Origin of the sequence: Curtobacterium sp. NPDC088465 (assembly GCF_044753165.1) — a bacterium.
Classification (GTDB): Bacteria; Actinomycetota; Actinomycetes; order Actinomycetales; family Microbacteriaceae; genus Curtobacterium.
This window is the reverse complement of sequence record NZ_JBIVMR010000001.1, coordinates 908,248-928,929: the sequence shown is the minus strand read 5'-3', so window position 1 is coordinate 928,929 and position 20,682 is coordinate 908,248. Positions and strand designations below refer to the sequence as shown.

Below are 20,682 nucleotides of genomic sequence, written 5' to 3'. Positions count from 1 at the left end.
CGTTCCGCCCCCGGGTGCGTCGTCAGGTGTCCACCCGACCTCGTGCTGCCGACGGTAGTCGTCGACGCCGCTCGGTGCGCCGGTCAGCGCCGGAGGGTCCAGCGAGCGGGGACGCGGGCCCGGAGCGCCACGCGGCCCCGTCGCGCCCACCGCCGCACCGGGTTCGCCCGCCGGCCGTTGACCCGGAAGGTGTGGAACGCGCGCCGGGTCCGCCGCGCGACGGAGGCCGCACCGGACAACGGCCGCGCCGACACCTCGACGGTCAGCGCACGATCGACCAGGACGCGCCAGGCGGGGTCGAGCTGCATCGAGAGGTCGACGTCGTCGTGCACCTCGGGGTCGTCGCGGTGCACGCGGCCGCGCACCGCCGTCCAGGTGTCGCGCCACATCGCCGTCGCCGACCCGAAGAGCGGCGGCCGTCCGAGCGCGGACCACATCAGCACGAAGTACGGCCGCATGTAGAGCGCGTCCCACAGGCGGCGGAGGGCCCGGCCACCCTGACTCGGCCGGCCCGGGCCGGTCACGGCCACGACGCCCGGCGTCCCGAGCAGGCGAACGGACTCGGCGATCCACCCGGGCGGCGGGACCGAGTCGGCATCCAGGCGCGCGATGACGTCGCCCGCGGCGCGGTCGTACCCACGAGCCGAGGCCGAGGCGATGCCGCGCACGGGTTCGTGCAGCACGGTCGCGCCCGCGGCCCGGGCGACCTCGACGCTGTCGTCGGTGCTGCCGTTGTCGACGACGAGGACCTCGTGCACGGGGTGCGTCTGCGCGGCAAGTGCGTCCAGGCAGCGTGCGAGGTGCTCGGCATCGTCGAGCACGGGGACGACGACGGAGACCTGCTGCACCCTGCCGATCCTGCCGGAGGCGCGCTGGGCGGACCGTCGGCCCCGCTGCCGCGGTCGACCACGGCAGCCCCTCCGCGTTCCGTGGACGGACCGACCGCGCAGATCGACGTTCCTGTGCTGCAACGCAGCGCCGGTCGCGCACGGTCGGGGCCAGCGCGACGGGTGCCGTACCCGCCGCGACCGAACCGGAAGGCCGACCATGACCACGAACCCACCCGGGAACGACTCCGGGACGCCCATCCACGACCGCACCGCGGCTGCCGAGGGACACGAGGTGCACCCGGGCGTGACGGTGCCCTCCTTCGGCACCGGCGTCCCCGCGCCGCGCGACACCGACCGCGACTTCGACGACGTCCTCCGGCCCGACGGCTTCGACGACGTCGAGCCGCTCGACGCGCTGCCCGCCGACGAGCAGCTCCCGGCGACGCCGTCCGCCGCCGGCGCGTCGGCACCGCTGCACGACTCCACGACGACGAGCACGGGCGCGGGCACCGGCACCTCCACCGGCTTCGTCCCGCCCGTCGGCGGGGCCGCGGCTTCGAGCACCGGTGCCGGTGCCGGCGGCGGCAGCAGTGACGGCGGCAAGGCCGACGCGGCCAAGGGTGCCGCGCAGGACGTCGCCGGCGACGCGAAGGACAAGGCCGCGGACGTGGCCGGCACCGCGAAGGAGCAGGCGTCGAACGTCGCCTCCGAGGCGACCGACCACGCCAAGCAGCTCTACTCCCAGGCCTCCGACACGCTCAAGGAGCAGGCGGCCGGGCAGCAGGAGCGCGCCGCCGGAGGGCTCCGCAGCCTCGGCGAGCAGCTCGGCCGCATGGCCGACAAGGACGACGAGCAGGGCATCGCCGCGAAGGTCGTCCGCGACCTGTCGAACCGCGCGGGCTCCGCAGCCGGGTACCTCGAGAACCGCGACCCCGGCTCGCTCCTCGACGAGGCGAAGTCCTTCGCCGCGAAGCGTCCCGGCACGTTCATCGCGCTCGCCGCGGGCGCCGGCATCCTCGCCGGACGCCTGACGAAGGCCCTCGCCACCGAGGTCAAGCACGAGAAGGAGGCCGGCGAGACCTCGACCGGCACGGGGAGCGGCGTATGAGCCACACGGTCCCGGGCGCGACCCCGCTCGGTGAGCCGACGCCCGAGGAACGCGCCGCCACGACGCCCCTGGGCGAACTGCTGACCGACGTGTCGAAGGACCTGTCGTCGCTGTTCCGCCAGGAGGTCGCCCTCGCCAAGGCGGAGCTCACCGAGTCCGCCAAGAAGGCGGGCAAGGCCGGCGGCATGTTCGGCGGCGCCGGGCTCACCGCCCTGTTCGCCCTGTTGTTCCTGTCGATCGCCGCGTGGTGGGGTCTCGGGTACCTCATCGGCAACGCGTGGTCCGCCGTCGTGATCGCCGTGGTCTACGCGATCGTCGCCGCGATCCTCGCCGTCCGGGGGCGCAAGGAGATCAAGGAGATCCAGGGCGCCCCGCAGACGGTCGAGACCGTCAAGGAAGTCCCCGAAGCACTGAAGCCGAACACCGGGAGGAAGCCATGAGCACCCCAGAAGAGATCCGTGCCGACATCGAGCGCACCCGCGGTGCCCTCGGGTCCGACGTCGACGCCCTGGCCGACAAGGTCAACCCGTCGTCGATCGCGCACCGCCAGACCGACCGGGTGAAGAACCGTTTCCAGGGCGTCCGCGACTCGGTGATGGGCTCGGCGCACTCCGCCGGTTCGAGCGTCTCGGGGTCGGCGTCCGGGACGGCCGACCAGGCGAAGGACGTTGCGCACAAGGGTGTCGAGAAGGCCAAGGGCAACCCGCTCGCGGTCGGGCTCATCGCGTTCGGCGCCGGGTGGCTCGCCTCGTCGCTCATCCCGACGTCCGACAAGGAGGAGCAGCTCGCCGGTGAGCTCAAGGACAAGGCGGCGCCCCTCGTCGAGGACGTCAAGTCCCAGGCGAAGGACGTCGGTTCGCAGCTGGGCGACGTGGCGAAGGAGCACGCGCAGGACCTCAAGGGGACCGCGCAGGATGCCGCGCAGACCGTCAAGGACGAGGCGCAGGGCGCCGCGTCCGACGTCCAGGAGCACGCGAAGGGTGCTGCGGACGACGTGCGCAGCAGCTGACGTCACCCCGTGACGGACGGGAGGCCCGTGGCGACGCCGCCACGGGCCTCCCGTCCGTTCCGCGGTAGCGTCGGGGCCCATGGACCCGATCGACGAACTCGCCGCCGAGTTGCGCCAGTCGATCGGCCGCGTCGTGCGGGCGGCCCGGCGCGAGGGCGACAGCCTGCCGCCGGCGCACTCGACGACGCTGGGGTTCCTCGGACGCGAGGGGCCGATGACGATCGCGGAGCTCGCCCGGCGACGCGGCGTGAAGCACCAGGGGCAGTCCCGGACCGTTGCGGAGCTGACGAGCCAGGAGTACGTCGAGCGGACCGTGTCCGAGACGGACCGACGGGCGTCGGTGATCCGCATCACCGATGCCGGCCGCGCCGCGCTGCAGCGGGACATGGACGGGCGCGCGGACTGGCTCGCGACGGCCGTGCGTGCGGAGCTCGACGACGACGAGCGCGCGCTCCTCGCCCGGTTGCCCGACATCCTCGAGCGTCTGGCGCGCCGGGCTGACTGAGGGTCCCTCCGACAACCGGTCCCATTTGTACAACAGTGTTGTACAGTTGACGACATGCAGCTGACGAAGTACAACCACGCCACCGTCGTCCTCGAGCAGGACGGCGCCTCGCTCGTCATCGACCCGGGCTCGTTCACGCCCGAGTCCGCCGACCTCGTCGCCCGGGCCACGGTCGTCCTCGTCACCCACGAGCACGCCGACCACTTCGCCGTCGACGCGATCCGTGCGGGTCTGGAGCGCAGCGCCGACGTCGTCGTCCACGGTCCGGCGTCGGTCGTCGAGCAGCTCGGCGACCACGACGGCCGCGTCCGCGCGGTCGCCGCGGGCGACACGGTCGAGGTCGGGCCCTTCCGTGCCCGGGTCTTCGGGGAGGAGCACGCGGTCATCCACCGCGACATCCCCACCATCGCGAACGTGGGCTACCTGGTGAACGACGCCGTCTTCCACCCGGGCGACGCCTACCTCGTGCCGGACGTCCCGGTCCGGACCCTGCTCGTCCCGACGAGCGGGCCGTGGGCGAAGACCGGCGAAGGTGTCGACTACGTCCGCGCGGTCGCACCGGAGCACGTGGTGCAGATCCACGAGCTGCTCCTCAGCGAGGGTGGTCAGGAGATGAACGTCCGGATGTTCGGCACCGAGGGCCTCGGTGGCGTCCCGGCGTCGATCCTGCCCGTCGGTTCGTCGATCGAGGTCTGATCGCGCGACCCTGGGTCGAACCGGTGGTCGTGGGAGCAGGCTGGGTGGATGCCTGATGCTCCCTCGACCGCCGTCCTCTTCGACATCGACGGCACCCTCGCCGACTCGAACTACGCGCACGTCGACGCATGGTGGCGAGCGTTCCGCGCCGCCGGCGAGTCCGTCGACGCGTGGCGGATCCACCGCGCGATCGGCATGGACTCCGGGCGCCTGCTCGAGGAGCTGCTGCCCGACGCCTCCGACGAGGTCCGTGACACCGCGAAGCAGTTCCACACCGCCTACTACTCGGAGCACATGCCGCAGCTGCGGCTGCTGCCCGGGGCGCGGGAACTGCTCGAGGCGGTCGCCGACGCCGGCCACGCGGTCGTGCTGGCGACGAGTGCGCCCGAGTCGGAGCTGTCGGTGCTGCGCGAGCTGCTCGACGCGTCCGCGTGGGTGACGGCCGAGACGAGCTCGGAGGACGTCGAGCAGGCGAAGCCGGACCCCGGGATCATCCAGGTCGCGCTCGACAAGGTCGGCGTCGCTGCGGATCGCGCGGTGATGGTCGGTGACGCCATGTGGGACGTCGAGTCGTCGGGGAAGGTCGGGCTGCCCTGCGTCGGTGTCATGACCGGCGGGATCGGCGGCGACGAACTCCGTGGAGCGGGAGCCGCGGCCGTGTACGACGACGCAGCCGCCGTGCTCGCCGCGTTCCGGGCGGGCGAGGGGCCGATCGCCGCGCTGGCCTGAGTCCCGCCCCGGTGCGTGCGAGGATGGACGATCGTGATCACGATCGAGCGCGTTGCCTGGGACGACCCTCGTGGAGTTGCCCTCCGCGCCACCATGGACGACGAGATGCACGAGCGCTACGGTGACGGGCACGCGGACGAGGACCCGGCCGTCACTGCCGAGCGGAACCGTGTGCTGGCCGTCGACCCGGCGACCGTGATCACCTCGTTGCTCGCGATCGACGAGGACGGTTCCGCCCTCGGGCACATCGCCGTCCGGCACCTCGGCGACGAGGTCGAGCTGAAGCGCCTGATCGTCCTCGCCGCCGCCCGCGGCAAGGGCGCCGCCACCGCGCTGCTCACCGAGGGCGAGCAGGTCGCACGCGAGCAGGGCGTGTCCCGCGTGATCCTGCAGACCGGCGACAAGCAGCCCGAGGCCGTCGCGCTGTACCGCAAGACGGGGTGGCAGCAGATCGACGTCTACGAGCCGTACGCCGCGACCATGCCCTGGTCGTTCTGCTTCGCGAAGGCGCTGTAACCCGTCCTCCTGTTGCACTCTCAGCATCAGAGTGCAATTCTTGCTCGGTGAGCCCCACCGAACGCACCCGCACGCTGCGCCGACGCATGGTCGTCGAGGCACGCCGGGCCACGATCGAGCACGGTCTGCACGGCTTCACCATCGAGCAGCTCTGCGAGACGGTCGGCGTCTCGCGGCGCACGTTCTTCAACCACTTCGCGTCGAAGGACGACGCCGTGCTCGGCATCGAGCAGGGCGCCATGTCGGAACTGCTCGCGGCGTACGCAGACGGCTCGCTCGTGCCGACGGACCTCGACCCGCTCGGGTCGATCGTCGCGCTCGCGATCGAGCAGATGCACGTCGTCGGGCTCGACCGCGCCGACGAGGCCCTGGTCCGTCGGGTGTTCGACGCCGAGCCGCTGATGGTCGCGAAGTTCCTGGCGGCCGCGGACGTCCAGCTCGCCGCGGTCGGACAGGCCGTGCGGGAGCGCTTCGGGTGGACCGACCCGGACGATCGACGGGCCCAGCTGGTCGCCGAGGCGGCCGCGGGCCTGCTCAAGGTCACCGCCGGCACCTACTTCGACGACGCCTTCGACGAGTCGACCGGGCCGTCGTTCGACGCGCTGCTCACCGACAACCTCCGCCAGCTCAGGGCGGCCATCACCACCACCGGACAGGACCACACCGCATGAGCGCCACCGCGCAGGGCACGAAGCGTGCCCGACCCGGATCCGACGGACCGCTGCTGCTGACGCAGCGACGCATCTGGATCATCTTCTCCGCCCTCATCGCCGGGATGCTCCTGTCGAGCCTCGACCAGACGATCGTGTCGACGGCGATGCCCACCATCGTGGGCGAACTCGGCGGCGTCGCGCACCAGGCCTGGCTCACGACCGGGTACCTGCTCGCATCGACCATCGTGATGCCGATCTACGGCAAGTTCGGCGACGTCCTCGGGCGCCGCAACCTGTTCCTCGTCGCGATCGCCCTGTTCACGATCGCGTCCGCCGGCTGCGCCTTCGCCGGCGACTTCACGCAGCTCGTCGTCTTCCGCGCGATGCAGGGCCTGGGCGGCGGTGGCCTGATGATCCTGTCGCAGGCGATCATCGCCGACATCGTCCCCGCCTCGGAGCGCGGCAAGTACCTCGGCCCGCTCGGCGCGATCTTCGGCCTGTCGGCGATCGGCGGCCCGCTGCTCGGCGGGTTCTTCGTCGACCACCTCACCTGGAACTGGGCGTTCTACATCAACATCCCGGTCGGCATCGCGGCGTTCTTCGTCGCCTGGTTCGCGCTGACCCTGCCGACGAAGAAGGCCGAGAAGCGGATCGACGTGCTCGGCGTCGTGCTCATGTCCGCCGCGACCACCTGCCTCGTGTTCTTCTCCGAGTTCGGCGGCAGCAGGGACCACGGCTGGGACGCCCCCGAGACGTGGGCCTGGTTCGCCGGACTCGTCGTCTCGGCCGCGCTGCTCGTGCTCGTCGAGTCGCGCGTCGAGGACCCGGTGCTGCCGATGTCCTTCTTCCGCAACCGCACGTTCCTGCTCGCGACGGGCATCGGCCTCGTGCTCGGCATCGGCATGTTCGCCGCGATCGGGTTCGTCCCGACGTTCCTGCAGATGGCGTCGGGCACCTCGGCCGCGGTGTCCGGCCTGCTCATGCTGCCGATGATGGTCGGCCTCATCGGTACGTCGATCGCGTCCGGCAACCTCATCACCAAGACCGGCCGTTACCGGGCGTTCCCGATCGTCGGCACGGTGCTCGTCGCGCTGGCCATGCTCGCCATGACGCAGCTCGCCGCGGACACCCCGATCTGGCTCATCTGCGCCTACCTGTTCGTGTTCGGCGCGGGGCTCGGGCTCATCATGCAGGTGGTCGTCCTCGTCGCACAGAACGCCGTGCCCGCGGAGCAGGTGGGTACCGCCACGTCGACGAACAACTACTTCCGCGAGGTCGGCGCATCACTGGGCACCGCCGTCTTCGGCGCGCTGTTCACGGCACGGCTGACGAGCGCGCTGACCGACGTCTTCACCTCGGCCGGCGGGTCCGCCACCGACGCGGCGTCCTCCGCGGGCAGCATCGACCCGGCGACCGTCGCGAAGCTGCCCGAGGCGGTGCAGGACGGCATCGTCAACGCGTACGCCGATTCCCTCGCGCCGGTGTTCTGGTACCTGCTGCCGTTCATCGCGATCGCGTTCCTGCTCGCACTGTTCCTGCCGCAGATCCGCCTGTCGGACACGGCCGGCATGGTCGCCCGTGGCGAGGCGGTCGGCGGCGCCGAGGCGGACGAGCTCGAGCGTGCGCAGCGGGCCGGGACGGCCGGGTCGGCCGCGGCCCCGTCGCCCGGCCGGGCGTCGGAGCGCGGCGAGACGCCGGTGTCGGGGCGGGACACCTCCGCCTGACGCGGGCGCTCCGTGCGCCGAGACGCCGGCGTCTGCGCGAGACGCCCCGTCCGTGACAGGGGTTCCGTGCGCCGAGACGCCGGCGTCGGGGCGGGACACCTCCGCCTGCCGCTGGCGCTCCCCGCGCCGAGACGCCGGCGTCGGTCTGAGACGCCCCCGCGCGGGCGAGACGCCTCCGGAACCGGGGGCGTCTCGCGTGTTCCGGTGCGTCTCGGGCAGACGCCGGCGTATCGCGGTCCGACACCGCGTCTGGCCGCCGGAACGGGGCCGCGTCGTCGGACGTGCGCCGTGTCGGACGGGAGGCGCGGTGCCGGCCGGTCCCGCGCCTCCCGTCCGGTGGATCGTGCGGAGGCGCCGTCAGGCGCCGGTGCTGGCGCGGGGGACCAGGCGGGCCGGCAGGTCGACGGGCTCCACCGCGGTGCCGTCGATCGTCGCGAGCAGGCGCAGGGCGGCGGTGCGGCCGAGCTCGGCTCCCGGCAGGGCGACGCTCGTCAGGGCCGGCGCCGTGACCGACGACGAGGGCAGGTCGTCGAAGCCCGCGACCGCCAGGTCCTCGGGGACCCGGAGCCCCATCGCGCCCGCCACCCGGAGCACGCCGTACGCCAGGGTGTCCGCCGCCGCCACGACCGCGGTGACGCCGTCCTCGTGCCACGCCTCGACCACGTGCTCGGTCGCCAGTGCGGCGGCGTCCACCGTCAGGTCCGCGCGGGCACCGATCTCCGAGACCGTGATCCCGGCGGCGGCGCAGGCCTCGTCGAACATCCGGTGGCGGATGCCGAACGTGGCGACCCGAGCGGTGCCGTCGAGGTACGCCACGTGGTCGTGTCCGCGGTCCCGCAGGTGGGCGACGAGCGCGTCGATGCCCGGAGCGAGGTCGTAGTCGACGGCGGTGGTGCCCTCGGCGGCGTCGGGGGCGTCGAGCAGCACGACGGGCACGCTCGCGTCCATCGACTCGCCGGCTGCCGGGGCGTCGACCAGGATCCCCGCCGGCCGCAGCCGCTCGAAGCGCCGGAGGTCGGCGGCGGTGGGCTGTGCGCCGCGCTCGGTGACCGAGAGCACGAGCTGGTACCGGTCGCCGAGCGTGTCGCGCACGCCGCGGATCACCTCGGCGAAGAACGGGTTCGACAGGTCGGGTGCGATGAGCACGACCAGGTCGCCGGTGCCGCGGGCGAGGGTGCTCGCCGCGTGGTCGACGACGTACCCGAGGGCCTCCACCGCGTCGCGCACCCGCTCCGCGATCGGCGGGGACACCCGCCCGCGCTCCTTGCCGTTGACGACCAGGGAGACCGTCGCGATGCTCGTCCCCGCGCGTTCGGCCACCATCGCCGCGGTCACGCGACGGCCGTGAGCGGCGGGGGAGGGCACCCGACGAGCCTACCGACCGGCGAGGGCACGCGGTCGGACGAGGATCGCTCGGAGTTGACGTCAAGCGTTTGACGTGTTCGAATGTCAAACGCTTGACGCGCCGCGCTGGAGTTGGTTCCTCCACAGTGCGGACCCCACCGCGTCGAGCACATACCTCCGTCCGGCGCTGCCGGACACGACGGGCTGCGAGCGGCCCGCCGACGCCGATCCCCGACGAAGTGGAGCGCCCAAGGTGCCCGATGCAACGACGCAGAAGATCATCCTCGACTGCGACCCCGGCCACGACGACGCCGTCGCCATCCTGCTGGCACACGGCAACCCGACGATCGAGCTCCTCGCCGTCACCACCGTCGTCGGCAACCAGACCCTGCCGAAGGTCACCCGCAACGCCCTCGCCGTGGCGCGCATCGCCGGCATCACGGGCGTGCCGTTCGCTGCGGGCGCCGACCGGCCGCTGCTGCGCGAGATCGAGGTCGCCCCGGAGATCCACGGCGAGAGCGGCCTGGACGGGCCGATGCTCCCCGAGCCGTCGTTCGGCCTGGACGAGCGGCACGCGGTCGACCTCATCATCGACACCGTGATGGCGCACGAGCCCGGCACCGTGACGATCGTGCCGACCGCGGGCCTGACGAACATCGCCCTCGCCGTCCGCAAGGAACCGCGCATCGTCGAGCGCGTCAAGCAGGTCGTCCTGATGGGCGGCGGCGTGCACGTGGGCAACTGGAGCCCGGTCGCCGAGTTCAACATCGTCATCGACCCCGAGGCAGCGGACATCGTGTTCCGCGCCGGGTGGGACGTCGTCATGGTCGGGCTCGACCTGACCCACCAGGCACTCGCCACCCCCGAGGTGGCCGCGCGCATCGCCGCCGTCGGCACCGGGCCCGCAGCGTTCGTCGGCGAGCTGCTCGAGTTCTTCGGCAAGGCCTACGAGGACGCCCAGGGGTTCGACGCCCCGCCCGTGCACGACCCCTGCGCCGTCGCGTACGTCATCGACCCGACGATCGTCCGCGCGGTGCGGATGCCGATCGCGATCGAGACGACGGGCACCCACACGCTCGGCATGACCGTCGCGGACCTCCGCGGTCCCGCGCCCGAGGACTGCCGCACGTCCGCGGCGATGGAGCTCGACCACGGGCGCTTCTGGGACCTGGTCGTCGACGCCCTCGAGCGGATCGGCGAGACGCCCGACACCGGGTGGTCCCCGCGCGCCGCAGCCCGGGCCGTCGAGTCCGCCGACACCACCGTCACCCCGGAGGCCTGAGCACCGTGACCACCACCTCGACGACGAAGTCGATCGGCGCCCTCACCGCCGCCCTGCTCGCCGCGTGCGTCGCGTTCCAGCTCAACGCGAGCATGCTCAGCCCGGCGCTCGCGACGATGGCGGACGAACTCCGCACCGACGACGCGACCATCGGGCTCTCGCAGACGCTGTTCTTCACGATCGCCGCCCTGTTCTCACTGTTCCTGCCCCGGCTGTCCGACATCGTCGGCCGCAAGCGGGTCCTGCTCGGCATGCTCCTCGTGATGCTCGTCGGCAGCGTGGTCGCCGCCCTCGCCGTGAACGTGCCGATGCTCTTCGCCGGCCGCATGATCCAGGGCGTCACCGGGCCGGTCGTCCCGATCGGCCTGCTCATCCTGCGCAACGAGATCGCCGACCCCAAGCGCTACGGCGCAGCCCTCGGCCTGCTCACCGCCGTGAACGGTGGCATCGCCGGTGTCGACGCGCTGGCCGGAGGCTGGATCGCCACCCACTTCGGCTTCCGCGGCATCTTCTGGGTGATCGCGGTCGTCACGGTCCTCGCCGCGCTCATGGTGGCGGTGTGGGGCGTCGAGTCGAAGCCGTCCGCCGGCACCCGGATGGACTGGTGGGGCGTGCTCCCGCTCGTCGTCAGCGTCGGCGCACTGCTCACGGCGTTCAACGAGGCCGGCAAGCTCGCCCAGGCCGACTGGGCGCTCGTCGTCGGCGGGATCGTCGTCGCCCTGGTCGCGTTCGCGGTCTTCTGGGCGGTCGAGTCGCGGGTCCGCGAGCCGCTCGTCGAGACCCGGTACCTGCGGCGTCGCGGGACCTGGGCGCTCCTCGTGACGACGCTGCTCACCATGACGGGGGTCTTCGCCGTCGTGAACGGGCTGGTCACGAGCCTGGCCCAGAACGACGAGGTCGGCTTCGGCATGGAGGCGGACGTCGCATCGCTCGCGTTCCTCGTGCCGTACGCGCTGGTGGGCTGGGTCGTCGGACCCTTCTCCGGCCGCCTCGCGCCGACGCTCGGCTACCGCGCCGTGCTCCGCGTCGGCCTCGTCGGCAGCATCGTCGCGACGCTCGTCATGGCGTTCGTCGGCGTCCACTCGCTGCCCGTGCTCGTCGCCGCCACCGTGCTCATCGGCATCACCTACGCGGGCATCGCGAACATCGTGCTGAACGGGCTCGGCATCGTGCTCTCGCCGGACTCGAACCCGGGTTTCCTGCCGGGCCTCAACGCGGGCGCGTTCAACCTCGGTGCGGGCATCAGCTTCGCGGTCCTCCCGGCGCTGCAGATCGCACTCGGCACCGGCGGGTCAGCGGGCACCGCCGGCTACTCCGGTGGCATGCTCCTCGGTGCCGCGATCACCTGCGCGGCACTCGCCACGTCCTTCCTCATCCCGCGCCCGGCCTCGGCCGAGACAGGAGCCACCGCATGAGCGGCATCGTCGTCGTGGGCAGCCTCAACGCGGACCTGGTGGTCCGCACCGAGCGTTTCCCGAAGCCCGGGGAGACCCTGCAGGGGTCCGACCTCGCGATCCTGCCCGGTGGCAAGTCCGCCAACCAGGCGGTGGCAGCCGGGAGGCTCGGGGGCACCGTCCGCATGATCGGTGCGGTCGGCGACGACGGGAACGGCACACTGCTGCGCGAGTCCGTCGCATCGGCCGGCGTGGACACCACGCACGTGGCGGTCCGGCAGGGCGTCGCCACCGGGACGGCCGTCATCACGGTCGACGCCGCGGGGGAGAACACCATCGTGATCTCGGGCGGCGCGAACGCCACGCTGACCCCGGACGACGTACCCGCCGACGCCCTCGACGGCGCCGGGGTGCTCGGTCTCTGCCTCGAGGTCTCGATCGACGTCGTGCTCGCCGCCGCGCGGGCCGGTCGTGCCGCCGGAGCGACGGTGCTCACGAACCTGTCGCCGTTCGGCGCCGTGCCGCAGGAGCTCCTCGACCTGACCGACGTGCTGCTGGTCAACGAGCACGAGGCCGCCGAGCTCGGGGACCACGGCGTCGCACGCTCGATCGTGACCCGGGGCGGCGCGGGCTGCACGGTGCACGACGGGGATGCCGCGCCTGTCGACGTCGACGCCGTCCGGGTCGAGCCCGTCGACACCACGGGCTGCGGCGACGCGTTCATGGGGGCGGTGGCGCTCCGACTCGACGCCGGGGACACCCTGCTCGAGGCCGCGCGCTTCGCCGTCGGCGTCGGCGCGTACGCCGCGACGAAGCCGGGCGCGCAGGCCTCCTACCCGACCACGTCGGACCTGGAGTCGTTCCTGCGGCCGTAGCCCGGGCCTCCCGTCCGCCCGTCCCGTCCCGACCGTTCCGCGAATCGCAACCCTGGCGGCTGCTCGCAGCGCTGTACCGTTGCGAGGTGTCGCCGGGGTTGCGTCCTACGGGGGACATCGGCCGCTAGCGTTGGTGCATGCGCGTCGGAGTCCTCGACATCGGGTCCAACACCGGCCACCTGCTCGTGGTGGACGCCCACGGCGGAGCCGCGCCCCTGCCGGCGTCGTCGTTCAAGCAGGCCCTCCGGCTCGCCGAGCACCTCGACGAGTCGGGCGCGGTGACCGCGGTCGGGGTCGACGCGCTGACGACCTTCGTCGCCGACGCCGTCCGCGTCGCCGAGGAGCGCGGCTGCGAGGACATGCTCGGCTTCGCGACCTCGGCCGTCCGCGACGCCGTGAACTCCGACGAGGTGCTCGCGCACGTCGAGCGGGAGACCGGTGTCGAGCTCGCGGTGCTGTCCGGCGAGGACGAGGCGCGGCTGACCTTCCTGGCCGTCCGACGCTGGTTCGGGTGGTCCGCCGGACGCCTCGCGGTGTTCGACATCGGCGGTGGCTCCCTGGAGATCGCCGGTGGTGCCGACGAGGCCCCCGACGTCGCGTGGTCGATGCCGATCGGAGCAGCCCGACTCGCGCGCCGGTACTTCGCTGCGGGCACGCCCTCGGAGGACGACGTCCGCCGCATCCGCCACGAGATCCGCGTCGCGATCGCCCGCGACGCCGGACTGCTGCTGCGCGCCGGGCGGCCCGACCGGGCGGTGGCGACCTCGAAGACCTTCCGGTCGATCGCCCGGATCTGCGGCGCCGCGCCCTCGGCCGCGGGACCGCTCGTGCCGCGGTCCCTCGACGGTACGGTGCTCCGCGAGCGGCTGCCGTCACTCCTGACGATGTCGCTCGACCAGCTGGCCGAGCTGCCGGGCGTCTCGCCGAGCCGGGCGCACCAGGTCGTCCCGGGAGCGCTCGTCGCCGAGGCCTGCCTGGACATCTTCGACCTGCCGGCGCTCGAGATCTGCCCGTGGGCGCTGCGCGAGGGCGTGATCCTCGAGCGGCTCGACCAGCTCTCCGTGCTCGGATGAGACCCGGCCCAGCCAGGTGGTCGGGCTCGGACGGGGCCTAGCGCTGCCGGGCGGGTCGCGGGGGAGCGAGCAGCCACGGGCGGATCAGCCCCGTGACGACGGGCAGCACCCAGAACGTCATGATCGGCGTGAGCACGAGCGTCGTGACGAGCACGCGGGGCAGCACGGCCAGGTGCCCGAACGCCGGGACGAGCCAGCCGACCAGGTAGGTGAAGGCGAGGTTGACCGGGAAGAACCCGAGCCAGATGCTCACGGCCTGCTTCCAGCGGGGCGGGGCGCTCGACGCGGGGGCGTCCTGCGGGGCGTCGAACCAGCCCTCGATGCCGGTGCGCTTCTCCACCCGGGACTCCACCACGAGGTCACGCCCCTGGTCGAGCCAGCGGAGCCGGTCGTCGGAGTTCTCCCACGTGGCGAGCTGCTCGTGGTCGGCGAACCGGTAGAGCATGTGCCACTCCCGACTGGTGGCGTGCGACCGGACCCACCCGGAGCCGAGGAAGCCCGGGTAGCGGTTCGCGAGGTTGACGCCGGACTGCACCCACGCGGTGGCGTCGGGGATGCGGTCGGGTTCGACCAGTCGGGTGATGGACACGGTGACGGGCGGGCCTGCGGTCACGGATGACGACTGCAGGCTCCCTGGCTCTTGTGGAGTCATGCGGACAGTCTCGCGGAGTCGTGTTTCCGGCTCGTGACGGCACCGTGGGTCCGGCGCAGTAGGTTCGGCGCATGAGCGACGTCAGCGGTGCAGCACAGGACACCGAACGCGGGCGGCACGAGACCCCGACCGAGCGGTGGGACCGGAACTGGTCGGACATCCAGCAGGAGCTCCGGATCGTGCAGACCGGGACGCAGATCCTGGCCGGGTTCCTGCTGACGTTGCCGTTCCAGCAGCGGTTCACGATGCTCAGCACCAGCGAGGAGGTCGTCTACCTCGTGCTCGTCGCGCTCGCCGTGGTGATCACGGTCGTCGCGCTGTCCGCTGTCTCCGCGCACCGTCTGGTGTTCCGGCAGCGCCAGAAGCACGATCTGGTGCGTGCCGGCAACGCGCTGCTCATCGCGGCGCTCGCGGCGAGCGCGCTGCTCTTCTCGGGCACCGTGCTGTTCGTGTTCGACGTCGTGATCGGGGACGTCGGCGGGATCATCGGCGGGGTGGTCGTGTTCCTCGGCACGGCTGTGCTCTGGGTCTCGATCCCGCTCGCGCTCCGCCGGACCCGACGCGACGGCTAGCTGGCCTGCTTCCTCGCGGGGGCCTTCTTCGCCGGAGCCTTCTTCGTGGAGGTCTCCTTCGCGGGGGCCTTCTTCGTGGAGGTCTCCTTTGCGGAGGCCTTCTTCGCGGGGGTCTTCTTCGCCGGTGCCTTCCCGGCCGGTGCCTCCTCGGTGGGGGCCTTCTCCGCCTCCGCGTCCCGGTCCGCACCAGCGGAACCGGACGACGACCGTGCGCCGGACGACGAGCGCGACCCAGAGCCTCCGGACCGTGACGATGACCGTGACGAGGACCGCGACGACCCCGACGGGCCGGACCGCTTCTTGTCCACCGAGGCCCGCAGGGCCGCCATCAGGTCGATGACGTCCCCGCCGTCGCCGTCCTTCTCGTCCTCGGAGCGCTCGCCGAACGTCTCCGCGGTGTCGACGTCGTCGCCGGCCTCGAGCTTCGCGTCGATGAGCTGCTGCAGTTCCTCCTGGTAGGAGTCCGTGTAGCGGTCCGGGTCGAAGTCGGCGGACATGCTCTCGACGAGCGAGGACGACATCTTCAGCTCGTTCGCGCTGACCTTCACCGACGCGTCGAGGGCCGCGAAGTCAGCAGCCCGGACCTCGTCGCCCCAGAGCAGCCCCTGCAGCAGGATGACGTCCTCGTTCACCCGCAGCACGCCGAGCCGGGTCTTCTGCCGCAGGGTGAACTGCACGATCGCGAGCCGGTCGGTCTTCGACAGCGTCTCGCGGAGCAGCACGTAGGCCTTCGGCGAGCGGGAGTCCGGCTCGAGGTAGTACGACTTCTCGAACATCATCGGGTCGACCTGGTCGACGGGCACGAACTCGAGCACCTCGATCTCGTGCGACTGCTCCTCGGGGAGCTGCTTGAAGTCGTCGGACGTCAGCACGACGGTCTTGTCGCCGTCGTCGTAGGCGCGCTGGATGTCGGCGTACTCGACCTCGTGGCCGAACTCGCACACGCGCTTGTACCGGATGCGGCCCTTGTCCTCGTCGTGCACCTGGTGCAGGGAGACGTCGTGGGTCTCGGTCGCCGCGTACACCTTGATGGGCACGTTGACGAGCCCGAACGCGATGGAGCCCTTCCAGATCGACCTCATGGGCACATGATGCCCGCGAGTGCGGCGACGGGCCCTCAGTTCCGGGCGGATCGCCAGCCGCGCACGACACCGGAGGGCGTATCGTGCCGCACATGACGGGGGACCACGAGACGACGACGGCCAGCGAGGCGACGGCGACGGCGACGACGGACGACGATCGGATCGGCGCGTCGGGGTGGTGGCAGCTCGTCGCCCTGACGGTCGGCGGGGCGGTCGCACCGGCGGTGTTCTTCGCGCTGCAACCGCGACCGGTCCCCTGGGTCGCGGTCGTCGTGCTCGGCCTCGCGCTGGCGGTCGTGCTCCCCGCGCTGCAGGTCTGGTCCTGGGCGCGACGGGGCGGTCGTGCCGCCGTCGTCGCGACGCGACGGTGGGTGGACGACGGACGCGTCCCCGCCGAGGTCCCGGACGCGGTCTGGCGTCCGCGGGTGCAACGGTGGCTGGCGGACGCCCGGCAGCGACGCACCAGCGGGTGCGTGTTCGTCGGGCTGGCCGCGCTGTGGGCGATCCTCGCGGCGTCCGGGACCGCGGGCGACTGGGGTGTCGCGGTCGTCTGGGCCGTACTCGGGGTCGGCACCCTCGTGCAAGGACGCGGCGACCGGGTCGGCGCGGAGCAGCTGCTCGCCGCCCCGGTGCGGACGACGGCCTGACGGCCGCCGGTCCCTGCACAGCTCCTGTGTCAGGACGACCCGTCCACGGAACAGCCCGGTCCTGAACCGTCGTGCCGCCACGGCGAGCACCATGGGCCCATGAGCCAGCTCGACAAGCAGGACCCGCGTTCGCAGTACGCCCGGCCGCCGTTCCCGCCGCAGACCCAGCAGGGGTCCGGGCTGGCCAGCGCGATGGACCCGGCGCCCGACCACGGCGAGACGGCCTACCTCGGGACGGGGCGGATGCCCGGGTACCGGGTGCTCGTGACCGGAGCCGACTCCGGCATCGGGCGAGCTGCCGCGATCGCGATGGCGAAGGAAGGGGCCGACGTCGCGATGAACGCCCTGCCCGAGGAACGCGAGGACCTGGAACAGGTGCGCGACGTCGTCGGCGACCTCGGGCGCAGGGCCGTGCTGCTGCCGGGCGACCTGACCGACGAGGCGTTCTGCGACACCCTCGTGCGCGACGCCGTCAGCGAGCTCGGCGGCCTCGACGCGCTCGTGCTCGTCGCCGGACACCAGCAGGTGCACGAGGACGTGACCGAGCAGTCGACCGAGGACTTCGACCGCACCATCAAGGTCAACCTCTACTCGATGTTCTGGTTGGTGCGAGCGGCCGTCCCGCACATGGCGCCCGGCAGCGCGATCGTCACCACGAGCTCCGTCTCGGCGTACCAACCGCAGGACCGGATGATCGACTACGCCGCCACGAAGTCCGCCATCATCACCTACACGAACGGTCTCGCCCGCCAGCTCGCGGCGAAGGGCATCCGGGCGAACTGCGTCGTGCCGGGGCCGGTGTGGACGCCGCTGCAGCCGATCAGCTACCCCGGTGACGAGATCGCCGCCTACGGTCAGGACACCCCCTTCGGCCGTCCGGCGCAGCCCGTCGAGCTCGGCAGCGCCTACGTCCACCTCGCCGGCCCGGAGTCCTCGTACACGTCCGGCAGCACCCTGACCGTGGCGGGAGCGACCGGGGTCGCGCTGTGAGCCCCGTCGCCCGGAAGACCACCGTCACGGTCGGCGACCGTCGGATCGCCCTGACGAACACCGACAAGGTGCTCTACCCGGCGACCGGGACGACCAAGGGCCAGGTCATCGCCTACTACGAGCGGGTGGCGCCGTGGATGATCCCGCACGTCAAGGACCGCCCCGTGACGCGGAAGCGCTGGGCGAACGGCGTGGACGGCGGGGTCTTCTTCGAGAAGAACCTGCCCGAATCGGCGCCCGACTGGGTCCGTCACCACACGATCGCGCACAAGGAGCACGACACCGAGTACCCGATCGTCGACGACCTGCCGACGCTCGTCTGGACGGCGCAGCAGGCGGCGCTCGAACTGCACGTCCCGCAGTGGCGGTTCGGTCCCCGCGGCGCGCAGCAACGTCCGGACCGGCTCGTGCTCGACCTCGACCCCGGCGAGGGTGTCGGGCTGCCGGAGTGCGTCGAGGTGGCGCTCGCCGCACGCGAGATCCTGCACGGCATGGGGCTCGACCCGTACCCGGTGACGAGCGGCTCGAAGGGCATCCACCTGTACGCGGCGCTCGACGGGCGCGCCACGACCGCACAGGTGTCCGACGTCGCGCACGAGCTCGCCCGGGCGTTGGAGCAGGACCTGCCCGACCTGGTGCTGTCCTCGATGAGCCGCGCCGAGCGACGGGGCAAGGTCTTCGTCGACTGGTCGCAGAACAACGGCAACAAGACGACGATCGCGCCGTACTCCCTGCGCGGCCGTGACCGGCCGACCGTCGCCGCGCCGCGGACCTGGCGGGAGCTCGAGGAGCGCGGGTTCGCCCAGCTGGAGTTCGAGGAGGTCCTCGACCGCCTGGAGGCCCACGGCGACCTCCTGCACCCGGTCGTCTCCGCCTCGCTGGCGGTGGGCAGGACCGACCACGGCCACTGGGACGGCGACCGGACCCAGCGTGCGAACGAGGCAGAGCAACCGGCTCGCGACCGCCTCGCGGCCTACCGCGCGAAGCGCGATGCGTCGCGGACGCCGGAGCCGGTGCCCGAGGGCGCACCGACCGTGCGGAAGGACGGCACGCCGACGTTCGTCATCCAGGAGCACCACGCGACCCGGGACCACTACGACTTCCGGCTCGAGCACGAGGGTGTGCTCGTGAGCTGGGCGCTGCCGAAGGGCGAGCCGACCGACCCCGGGAAGAACCACCTGGCGGTGCAGACCGAGGACCACCCGCTCGAGTACGGCTCGTTCGAGGGGACGATCCCGCAGGCCGAGTACGGCGGGGGGACCGTCACGATCTGGGACGACGGCACCTACGAGCTCGAGAAGTGGCGCGACGGCGAAGAGGTGATCGTCACGCTGCACGGCCGCACGAACGGCGTCCGTCGGCTGGCGCTCCTGCACACCCGAGGGCGGGGCCGCGGGAAGGACGGCGACGAGCAGAACTGGCTCATCCACCGCACGAAGGACCAACCGGACCGTCTCGCCGACGGGGGTGGCGAGGCGGATGCGGCTCGAGCCTCCCGGACACCGACGCCGAGCGCTGCGGAGCGGCAGCGGATCGGACGTGCCGCGCCCGCGAGGACGTCGCCCGCCGAGCGTCGGGCCATGCTCGCGAGCCCCGTGCAGGGGGAGCCGCGTCTCGACCCGGCGGCCTGGGCGTTCGAGATGAAGTGGGACGGCGTCCGTGCCCTGGCGACCGTGCGCGACGGACGGGTCACCCTGCGCAGCCGCAACGACAACGACCTGACCGCGCAGTACCCGGAGCTGCAGGAGCTGGGCGAGCGGGCCGGGGTCGACGGGGTCTTCGACGGCGAGGTCGTGGCGCTGGACGAGCGCGGGCGTCCGTCGTTCGGCCTGCTGCAGGACCGCATGGGGCTGACTCGGCCGCGCGAGGTCGAGGCCGCACGGCGCCGGGCCCCCGTGCGCCTGCTGCTCTTCGACGTGCTCGAGGCCGACGGACACGACCTGACCCGGCTCGGCTACGACGCCCGGCGCGAGGCGCTCCTGACCGTCGTCGAAGCGGGCGGTGTGATCGAGGTGCCCCAGGCGGGCGACGGTGACCTGGACCACGCCGTGGCGGAGTCGCGCGAGCGGGGGCTCGAGGGCGTCGTCGCGAAGAAACGGTCGTCGCGGTACGCCGAGGGCCGCCGCTCCGAGGCCTGGGTGAAGATCAAGCACCACGCCACGCAGGAGGTCGTCGTCGGTGGGTGGCGGCCCGGCAGGGGGCGCCGGGCCGGTGGCGTCGGATCGCTGCTGTTGGGCGTACCCGGCCCGGACGGACTCGAGTACGTGGGCAGGGTCGGGACGGGGTTCAGCGACCGCGACCTGGACGAGATCGGGGAGGCCCTCGGGAAGACGGAGCGGAAGACCTCGCCGTTCGTCGAGGTCCCTCGCCCGGATGCCCGCGACGCCCACTGGGTCACACCTCGTCGGGTCGGTGAGGTCGAGTTCGCCGAGTGGACGGCGGACGGTCGGCTCCGGCAGCCGTCGTGGCGCGGGTGGCGGCCCGACAAGGGGCCCGAGGACGTCGTCCGCGAGTCCTGACCTGGTCGGCCTCGGCGATCACGGGCAGAGGCGGTCCGTGCGCCGGATCAGGGGACGCACGGACCGCCGCCGGTGCACCGCGGTCGGCGATCAGGGGTGGCCGACCACGGCGCGTCCACGGCCCGGGATCACCAGAGCCCGGGCGTCCGGAACCCCCACGGTTCCGGGGCCCACTGGTGTGACGGGTCGACTCCGGGGTTCGTCACGCTGTTCGTCGGATTTCTTCCTGCAGAGCCGCTGCGGACACGAGGAGACCGTCCGGGAGCTCGGCTCCCGGACGGTCTCCGGTGGTCCTCGGTCGGCCCGTTCAGGCGGCCGGCGCGGGACCGTCGGCGGGCTTCGCGGTGTCCGCGGCGGGCAGGTCCTCGTCGATCAGGTCCTCCTGCTCGGGCAGGTCGACCTCGGCGGCTGCCGCCTTGGCCTCGTCGATGGACTCCTGCGAGCGCCGGAGGAGGTCGTCGTCTGCTGCGTGATCCGTCATG

The 20,682-nt window shown here is 72.6% G+C and carries 22 protein-coding genes; 17 read left to right on the top strand and 5 right to left on the bottom strand.

The window, feature by feature from the left end; translation table 11 throughout:
- Positions 1-83: 83 nt before the first annotated feature.
- Positions 84-848, bottom strand: a complete 765-nt coding sequence (locus tag ACIP6W_RS04205) for a glycosyltransferase family 2 protein (RefSeq protein ID WP_400428415.1) — start codon at positions 846-848, stop codon at positions 84-86.
- 199 nt (positions 849-1,047) lie between these two features.
- Here ACIP6W_RS04205 and ACIP6W_RS04200 point away from each other — a divergent pair, with 199 nt between their 5' ends.
- The 9 genes from ACIP6W_RS04200 to ACIP6W_RS04160 all read left to right on the top strand — a co-directional run bounded on the left by ACIP6W_RS04200 (position 1,048) and on the right by ACIP6W_RS04160 (position 7,770).
- Complete coding sequence (locus ACIP6W_RS04200) at positions 1,048-1,938, top strand: hypothetical protein (protein ID WP_311205781.1); 891 nt, start codon at positions 1,048-1,050, stop codon at positions 1,936-1,938.
- The gene (locus tag ACIP6W_RS04195; RefSeq protein WP_066651661.1) at positions 1,935-2,378 is read left to right on the top strand and encodes a phage holin family protein; all 444 of its coding nucleotides are present in this window, start codon (positions 1,935-1,937) and stop codon (positions 2,376-2,378) included. Before ACIP6W_RS04200 ends, ACIP6W_RS04195 begins: the two co-directional genes overlap by 4 nt.
- Positions 2,375-2,947, top strand: coding sequence for a DUF3618 domain-containing protein (locus tag ACIP6W_RS04190; protein ID WP_400428412.1), 573 nt, complete (start codon positions 2,375-2,377; stop codon positions 2,945-2,947). Before ACIP6W_RS04195 ends, ACIP6W_RS04190 begins: the two co-directional genes overlap by 4 nt.
- Before the next feature lie 79 nt (positions 2,948-3,026).
- Positions 3,027-3,452: a MarR family winged helix-turn-helix transcriptional regulator gene (locus ACIP6W_RS04185; protein ID WP_209684316.1), complete on the top strand. Its 426-nt coding sequence runs from the start codon at positions 3,027-3,029 to the stop codon at positions 3,450-3,452.
- 54 nt (positions 3,453-3,506) lie between these two features.
- Positions 3,507-4,148, top strand: a complete 642-nt coding sequence (locus tag ACIP6W_RS04180; protein WP_400428410.1) for an MBL fold metallo-hydrolase — start codon at positions 3,507-3,509, stop codon at positions 4,146-4,148.
- 48 nt (positions 4,149-4,196) lie between these two features.
- A complete protein-coding gene (locus ACIP6W_RS04175) occupies positions 4,197-4,877 on the top strand; it encodes an HAD family hydrolase (RefSeq protein WP_066651668.1) in 681 nt (226 codons plus the stop codon).
- 33 nt (positions 4,878-4,910) lie between these two features.
- Positions 4,911-5,393 carry a GNAT family N-acetyltransferase gene (locus ACIP6W_RS04170; protein WP_235426426.1) on the top strand — a complete coding sequence of 161 codons (483 nt, stop codon included), beginning with the start codon at positions 4,911-4,913 and terminating at the stop codon, positions 5,391-5,393.
- A 47-nt stretch (positions 5,394-5,440) separates the two neighbouring features.
- Positions 5,441-6,064, top strand: coding sequence for a TetR/AcrR family transcriptional regulator (locus tag ACIP6W_RS04165; protein WP_235426427.1), 624 nt, complete (start codon positions 5,441-5,443; stop codon positions 6,062-6,064).
- Entirely contained in the window at positions 6,061-7,770 is a 1,710-nt protein-coding gene (locus ACIP6W_RS04160; protein WP_400428408.1) for an MDR family MFS transporter, read from the top strand. Before ACIP6W_RS04165 ends, ACIP6W_RS04160 begins: the two co-directional genes overlap by 4 nt.
- Positions 7,771-8,127: 357 nt before the next feature.
- Here the strand turns inward: ACIP6W_RS04160 and ACIP6W_RS04155 are convergent, their stop codons facing one another.
- Positions 8,128-9,135, bottom strand: coding sequence for a LacI family DNA-binding transcriptional regulator (locus tag ACIP6W_RS04155; protein WP_326497040.1), 1,008 nt, complete (start codon positions 9,133-9,135; stop codon positions 8,128-8,130).
- 232 nt (positions 9,136-9,367) lie between these two features.
- Here ACIP6W_RS04155 and ACIP6W_RS04150 point away from each other — a divergent pair, with 232 nt between their 5' ends.
- The 4 genes from ACIP6W_RS04150 (at position 9,368) to ACIP6W_RS04135 (ending at position 13,738) form a co-directional block, all read left to right on the top strand.
- Entirely contained in the window at positions 9,368-10,396 is a 1,029-nt protein-coding gene (locus ACIP6W_RS04150) for a nucleoside hydrolase (protein ID WP_066651673.1), read from the top strand.
- Positions 10,393-11,811, top strand: coding sequence for an MFS transporter (locus ACIP6W_RS04145; protein ID WP_400428879.1), 1,419 nt, complete (start codon positions 10,393-10,395; stop codon positions 11,809-11,811). The genes ACIP6W_RS04150 and ACIP6W_RS04145 overlap by 4 nt, the downstream gene beginning before the upstream one ends.
- On the top strand, positions 11,808-12,665 hold the full coding sequence (locus tag ACIP6W_RS04140; RefSeq protein WP_271826985.1) for a ribokinase: 858 nt from the start codon (positions 11,808-11,810) through the stop codon (positions 12,663-12,665). The genes ACIP6W_RS04145 and ACIP6W_RS04140 overlap by 4 nt, the downstream gene beginning before the upstream one ends.
- A gap of 137 nt (positions 12,666-12,802) precedes the next feature.
- Complete coding sequence (locus tag ACIP6W_RS04135) at positions 12,803-13,738, top strand: Ppx/GppA phosphatase family protein (RefSeq protein ID WP_066651676.1); 936 nt, start codon at positions 12,803-12,805, stop codon at positions 13,736-13,738.
- 37 nt (positions 13,739-13,775) lie between these two features.
- On the opposite strand, the gene ACIP6W_RS04130 is transcribed toward ACIP6W_RS04135, so the two are convergent.
- Positions 13,776-14,390 carry an antibiotic biosynthesis monooxygenase gene (locus ACIP6W_RS04130; RefSeq protein WP_066651677.1) on the bottom strand — a complete coding sequence of 205 codons (615 nt, stop codon included), beginning with the start codon at positions 14,388-14,390 and terminating at the stop codon, positions 13,776-13,778.
- Positions 14,391-14,461: 71 nt separating this feature from the next.
- On the opposite strand from ACIP6W_RS04130, the gene ACIP6W_RS04125 reads away from it, so the two are divergent.
- Complete coding sequence (locus tag ACIP6W_RS04125) at positions 14,462-14,962, top strand: DUF6328 family protein (RefSeq protein ID WP_400428405.1); 501 nt, start codon at positions 14,462-14,464, stop codon at positions 14,960-14,962.
- Here the strand turns inward: ACIP6W_RS04125 and ACIP6W_RS04120 are convergent.
- Positions 14,959-16,044, bottom strand: a complete 1,086-nt coding sequence (locus ACIP6W_RS04120; protein WP_400428403.1) for a Ku protein — start codon at positions 16,042-16,044, stop codon at positions 14,959-14,961. The genes ACIP6W_RS04125 and ACIP6W_RS04120 overlap by 4 nt on opposite strands.
- Before the next feature lie 92 nt (positions 16,045-16,136).
- Here ACIP6W_RS04120 and ACIP6W_RS04115 point away from each other — a divergent pair, with 92 nt between their 5' ends.
- From ACIP6W_RS04115 to ACIP6W_RS04105, 3 genes are all read left to right on the top strand, one after another.
- Entirely contained in the window at positions 16,137-16,691 is a 555-nt protein-coding gene (locus tag ACIP6W_RS04115; protein WP_066651688.1) for a hypothetical protein, read from the top strand.
- Between the two features lie 99 nt (positions 16,692-16,790).
- The gene (locus ACIP6W_RS04110; protein WP_400428401.1) at positions 16,791-17,681 is read left to right on the top strand and encodes an SDR family oxidoreductase; all 891 of its coding nucleotides are present in this window, start codon (positions 16,791-16,793) and stop codon (positions 17,679-17,681) included.
- Entirely contained in the window at positions 17,678-20,200 is a 2,523-nt protein-coding gene (locus tag ACIP6W_RS04105) for an ATP-dependent DNA ligase (RefSeq protein WP_400428399.1), read from the top strand. Before ACIP6W_RS04110 ends, ACIP6W_RS04105 begins: the two co-directional genes overlap by 4 nt.
- Before the next feature lie 307 nt (positions 20,201-20,507).
- Here ACIP6W_RS04105 and ACIP6W_RS04100 read toward each other — a convergent pair whose 3' ends face one another.
- On the bottom strand, positions 20,508-20,681 hold the full coding sequence (locus ACIP6W_RS04100) for a hypothetical protein (RefSeq protein ID WP_158407720.1): 174 nt from the start codon (positions 20,679-20,681) through the stop codon (positions 20,508-20,510).
- Position 20,682 lies beyond the last annotated feature (1 nt).

Bases quoted from the DNA above. Each gene is read 5' to 3' on its own strand.
- ACIP6W_RS04200 (WP_311205781.1), top strand. From the start codon at position 1,048: ATGACCACGAACCCACCCGGGAACGACTCCGGGACGCCCATCCACGAC.
- ACIP6W_RS04195 (WP_066651661.1), top strand. From the start codon at position 1,935: ATGAGCCACACGGTCCCGGGCGCGACCCCGCTCGGTGAGCCGACGCCC.
- ACIP6W_RS04190 (WP_400428412.1), top strand. From the start codon at position 2,375: ATGAGCACCCCAGAAGAGATCCGTGCCGACATCGAGCGCACCCGCGGT.
- ACIP6W_RS04185 (WP_209684316.1), top strand. From the start codon at position 3,027: ATGGACCCGATCGACGAACTCGCCGCCGAGTTGCGCCAGTCGATCGGC.
- ACIP6W_RS04180 (WP_400428410.1), top strand. From the start codon at position 3,507: ATGCAGCTGACGAAGTACAACCACGCCACCGTCGTCCTCGAGCAGGAC.
- ACIP6W_RS04175 (WP_066651668.1), top strand. From the start codon at position 4,197: ATGCCTGATGCTCCCTCGACCGCCGTCCTCTTCGACATCGACGGCACC.
- ACIP6W_RS04160 (WP_400428408.1), top strand. From the start codon at position 6,061: ATGAGCGCCACCGCGCAGGGCACGAAGCGTGCCCGACCCGGATCCGAC.
- ACIP6W_RS04140 (WP_271826985.1), top strand. From the start codon at position 11,808: ATGAGCGGCATCGTCGTCGTGGGCAGCCTCAACGCGGACCTGGTGGTC.
- ACIP6W_RS04135 (WP_066651676.1), top strand. From the start codon at position 12,803: ATGCGCGTCGGAGTCCTCGACATCGGGTCCAACACCGGCCACCTGCTC.
- ACIP6W_RS04130 (WP_066651677.1), bottom strand. From the start codon at position 14,390: ATGACTCCACAAGAGCCAGGGAGCCTGCAGTCGTCATCCGTGACCGCA.
- ACIP6W_RS04125 (WP_400428405.1), top strand. From the start codon at position 14,462: ATGAGCGACGTCAGCGGTGCAGCACAGGACACCGAACGCGGGCGGCAC.
- ACIP6W_RS04120 (WP_400428403.1), bottom strand. From the start codon at position 16,044: ATGAGGTCGATCTGGAAGGGCTCCATCGCGTTCGGGCTCGTCAACGTG.
- ACIP6W_RS04115 (WP_066651688.1), top strand. From the start codon at position 16,137: ATGACGGGGGACCACGAGACGACGACGGCCAGCGAGGCGACGGCGACG.
- ACIP6W_RS04110 (WP_400428401.1), top strand. From the start codon at position 16,791: ATGAGCCAGCTCGACAAGCAGGACCCGCGTTCGCAGTACGCCCGGCCG.
- ACIP6W_RS04100 (WP_158407720.1), bottom strand. From the start codon at position 20,681: ATGACGGATCACGCAGCAGACGACGACCTCCTCCGGCGCTCGCAGGAG.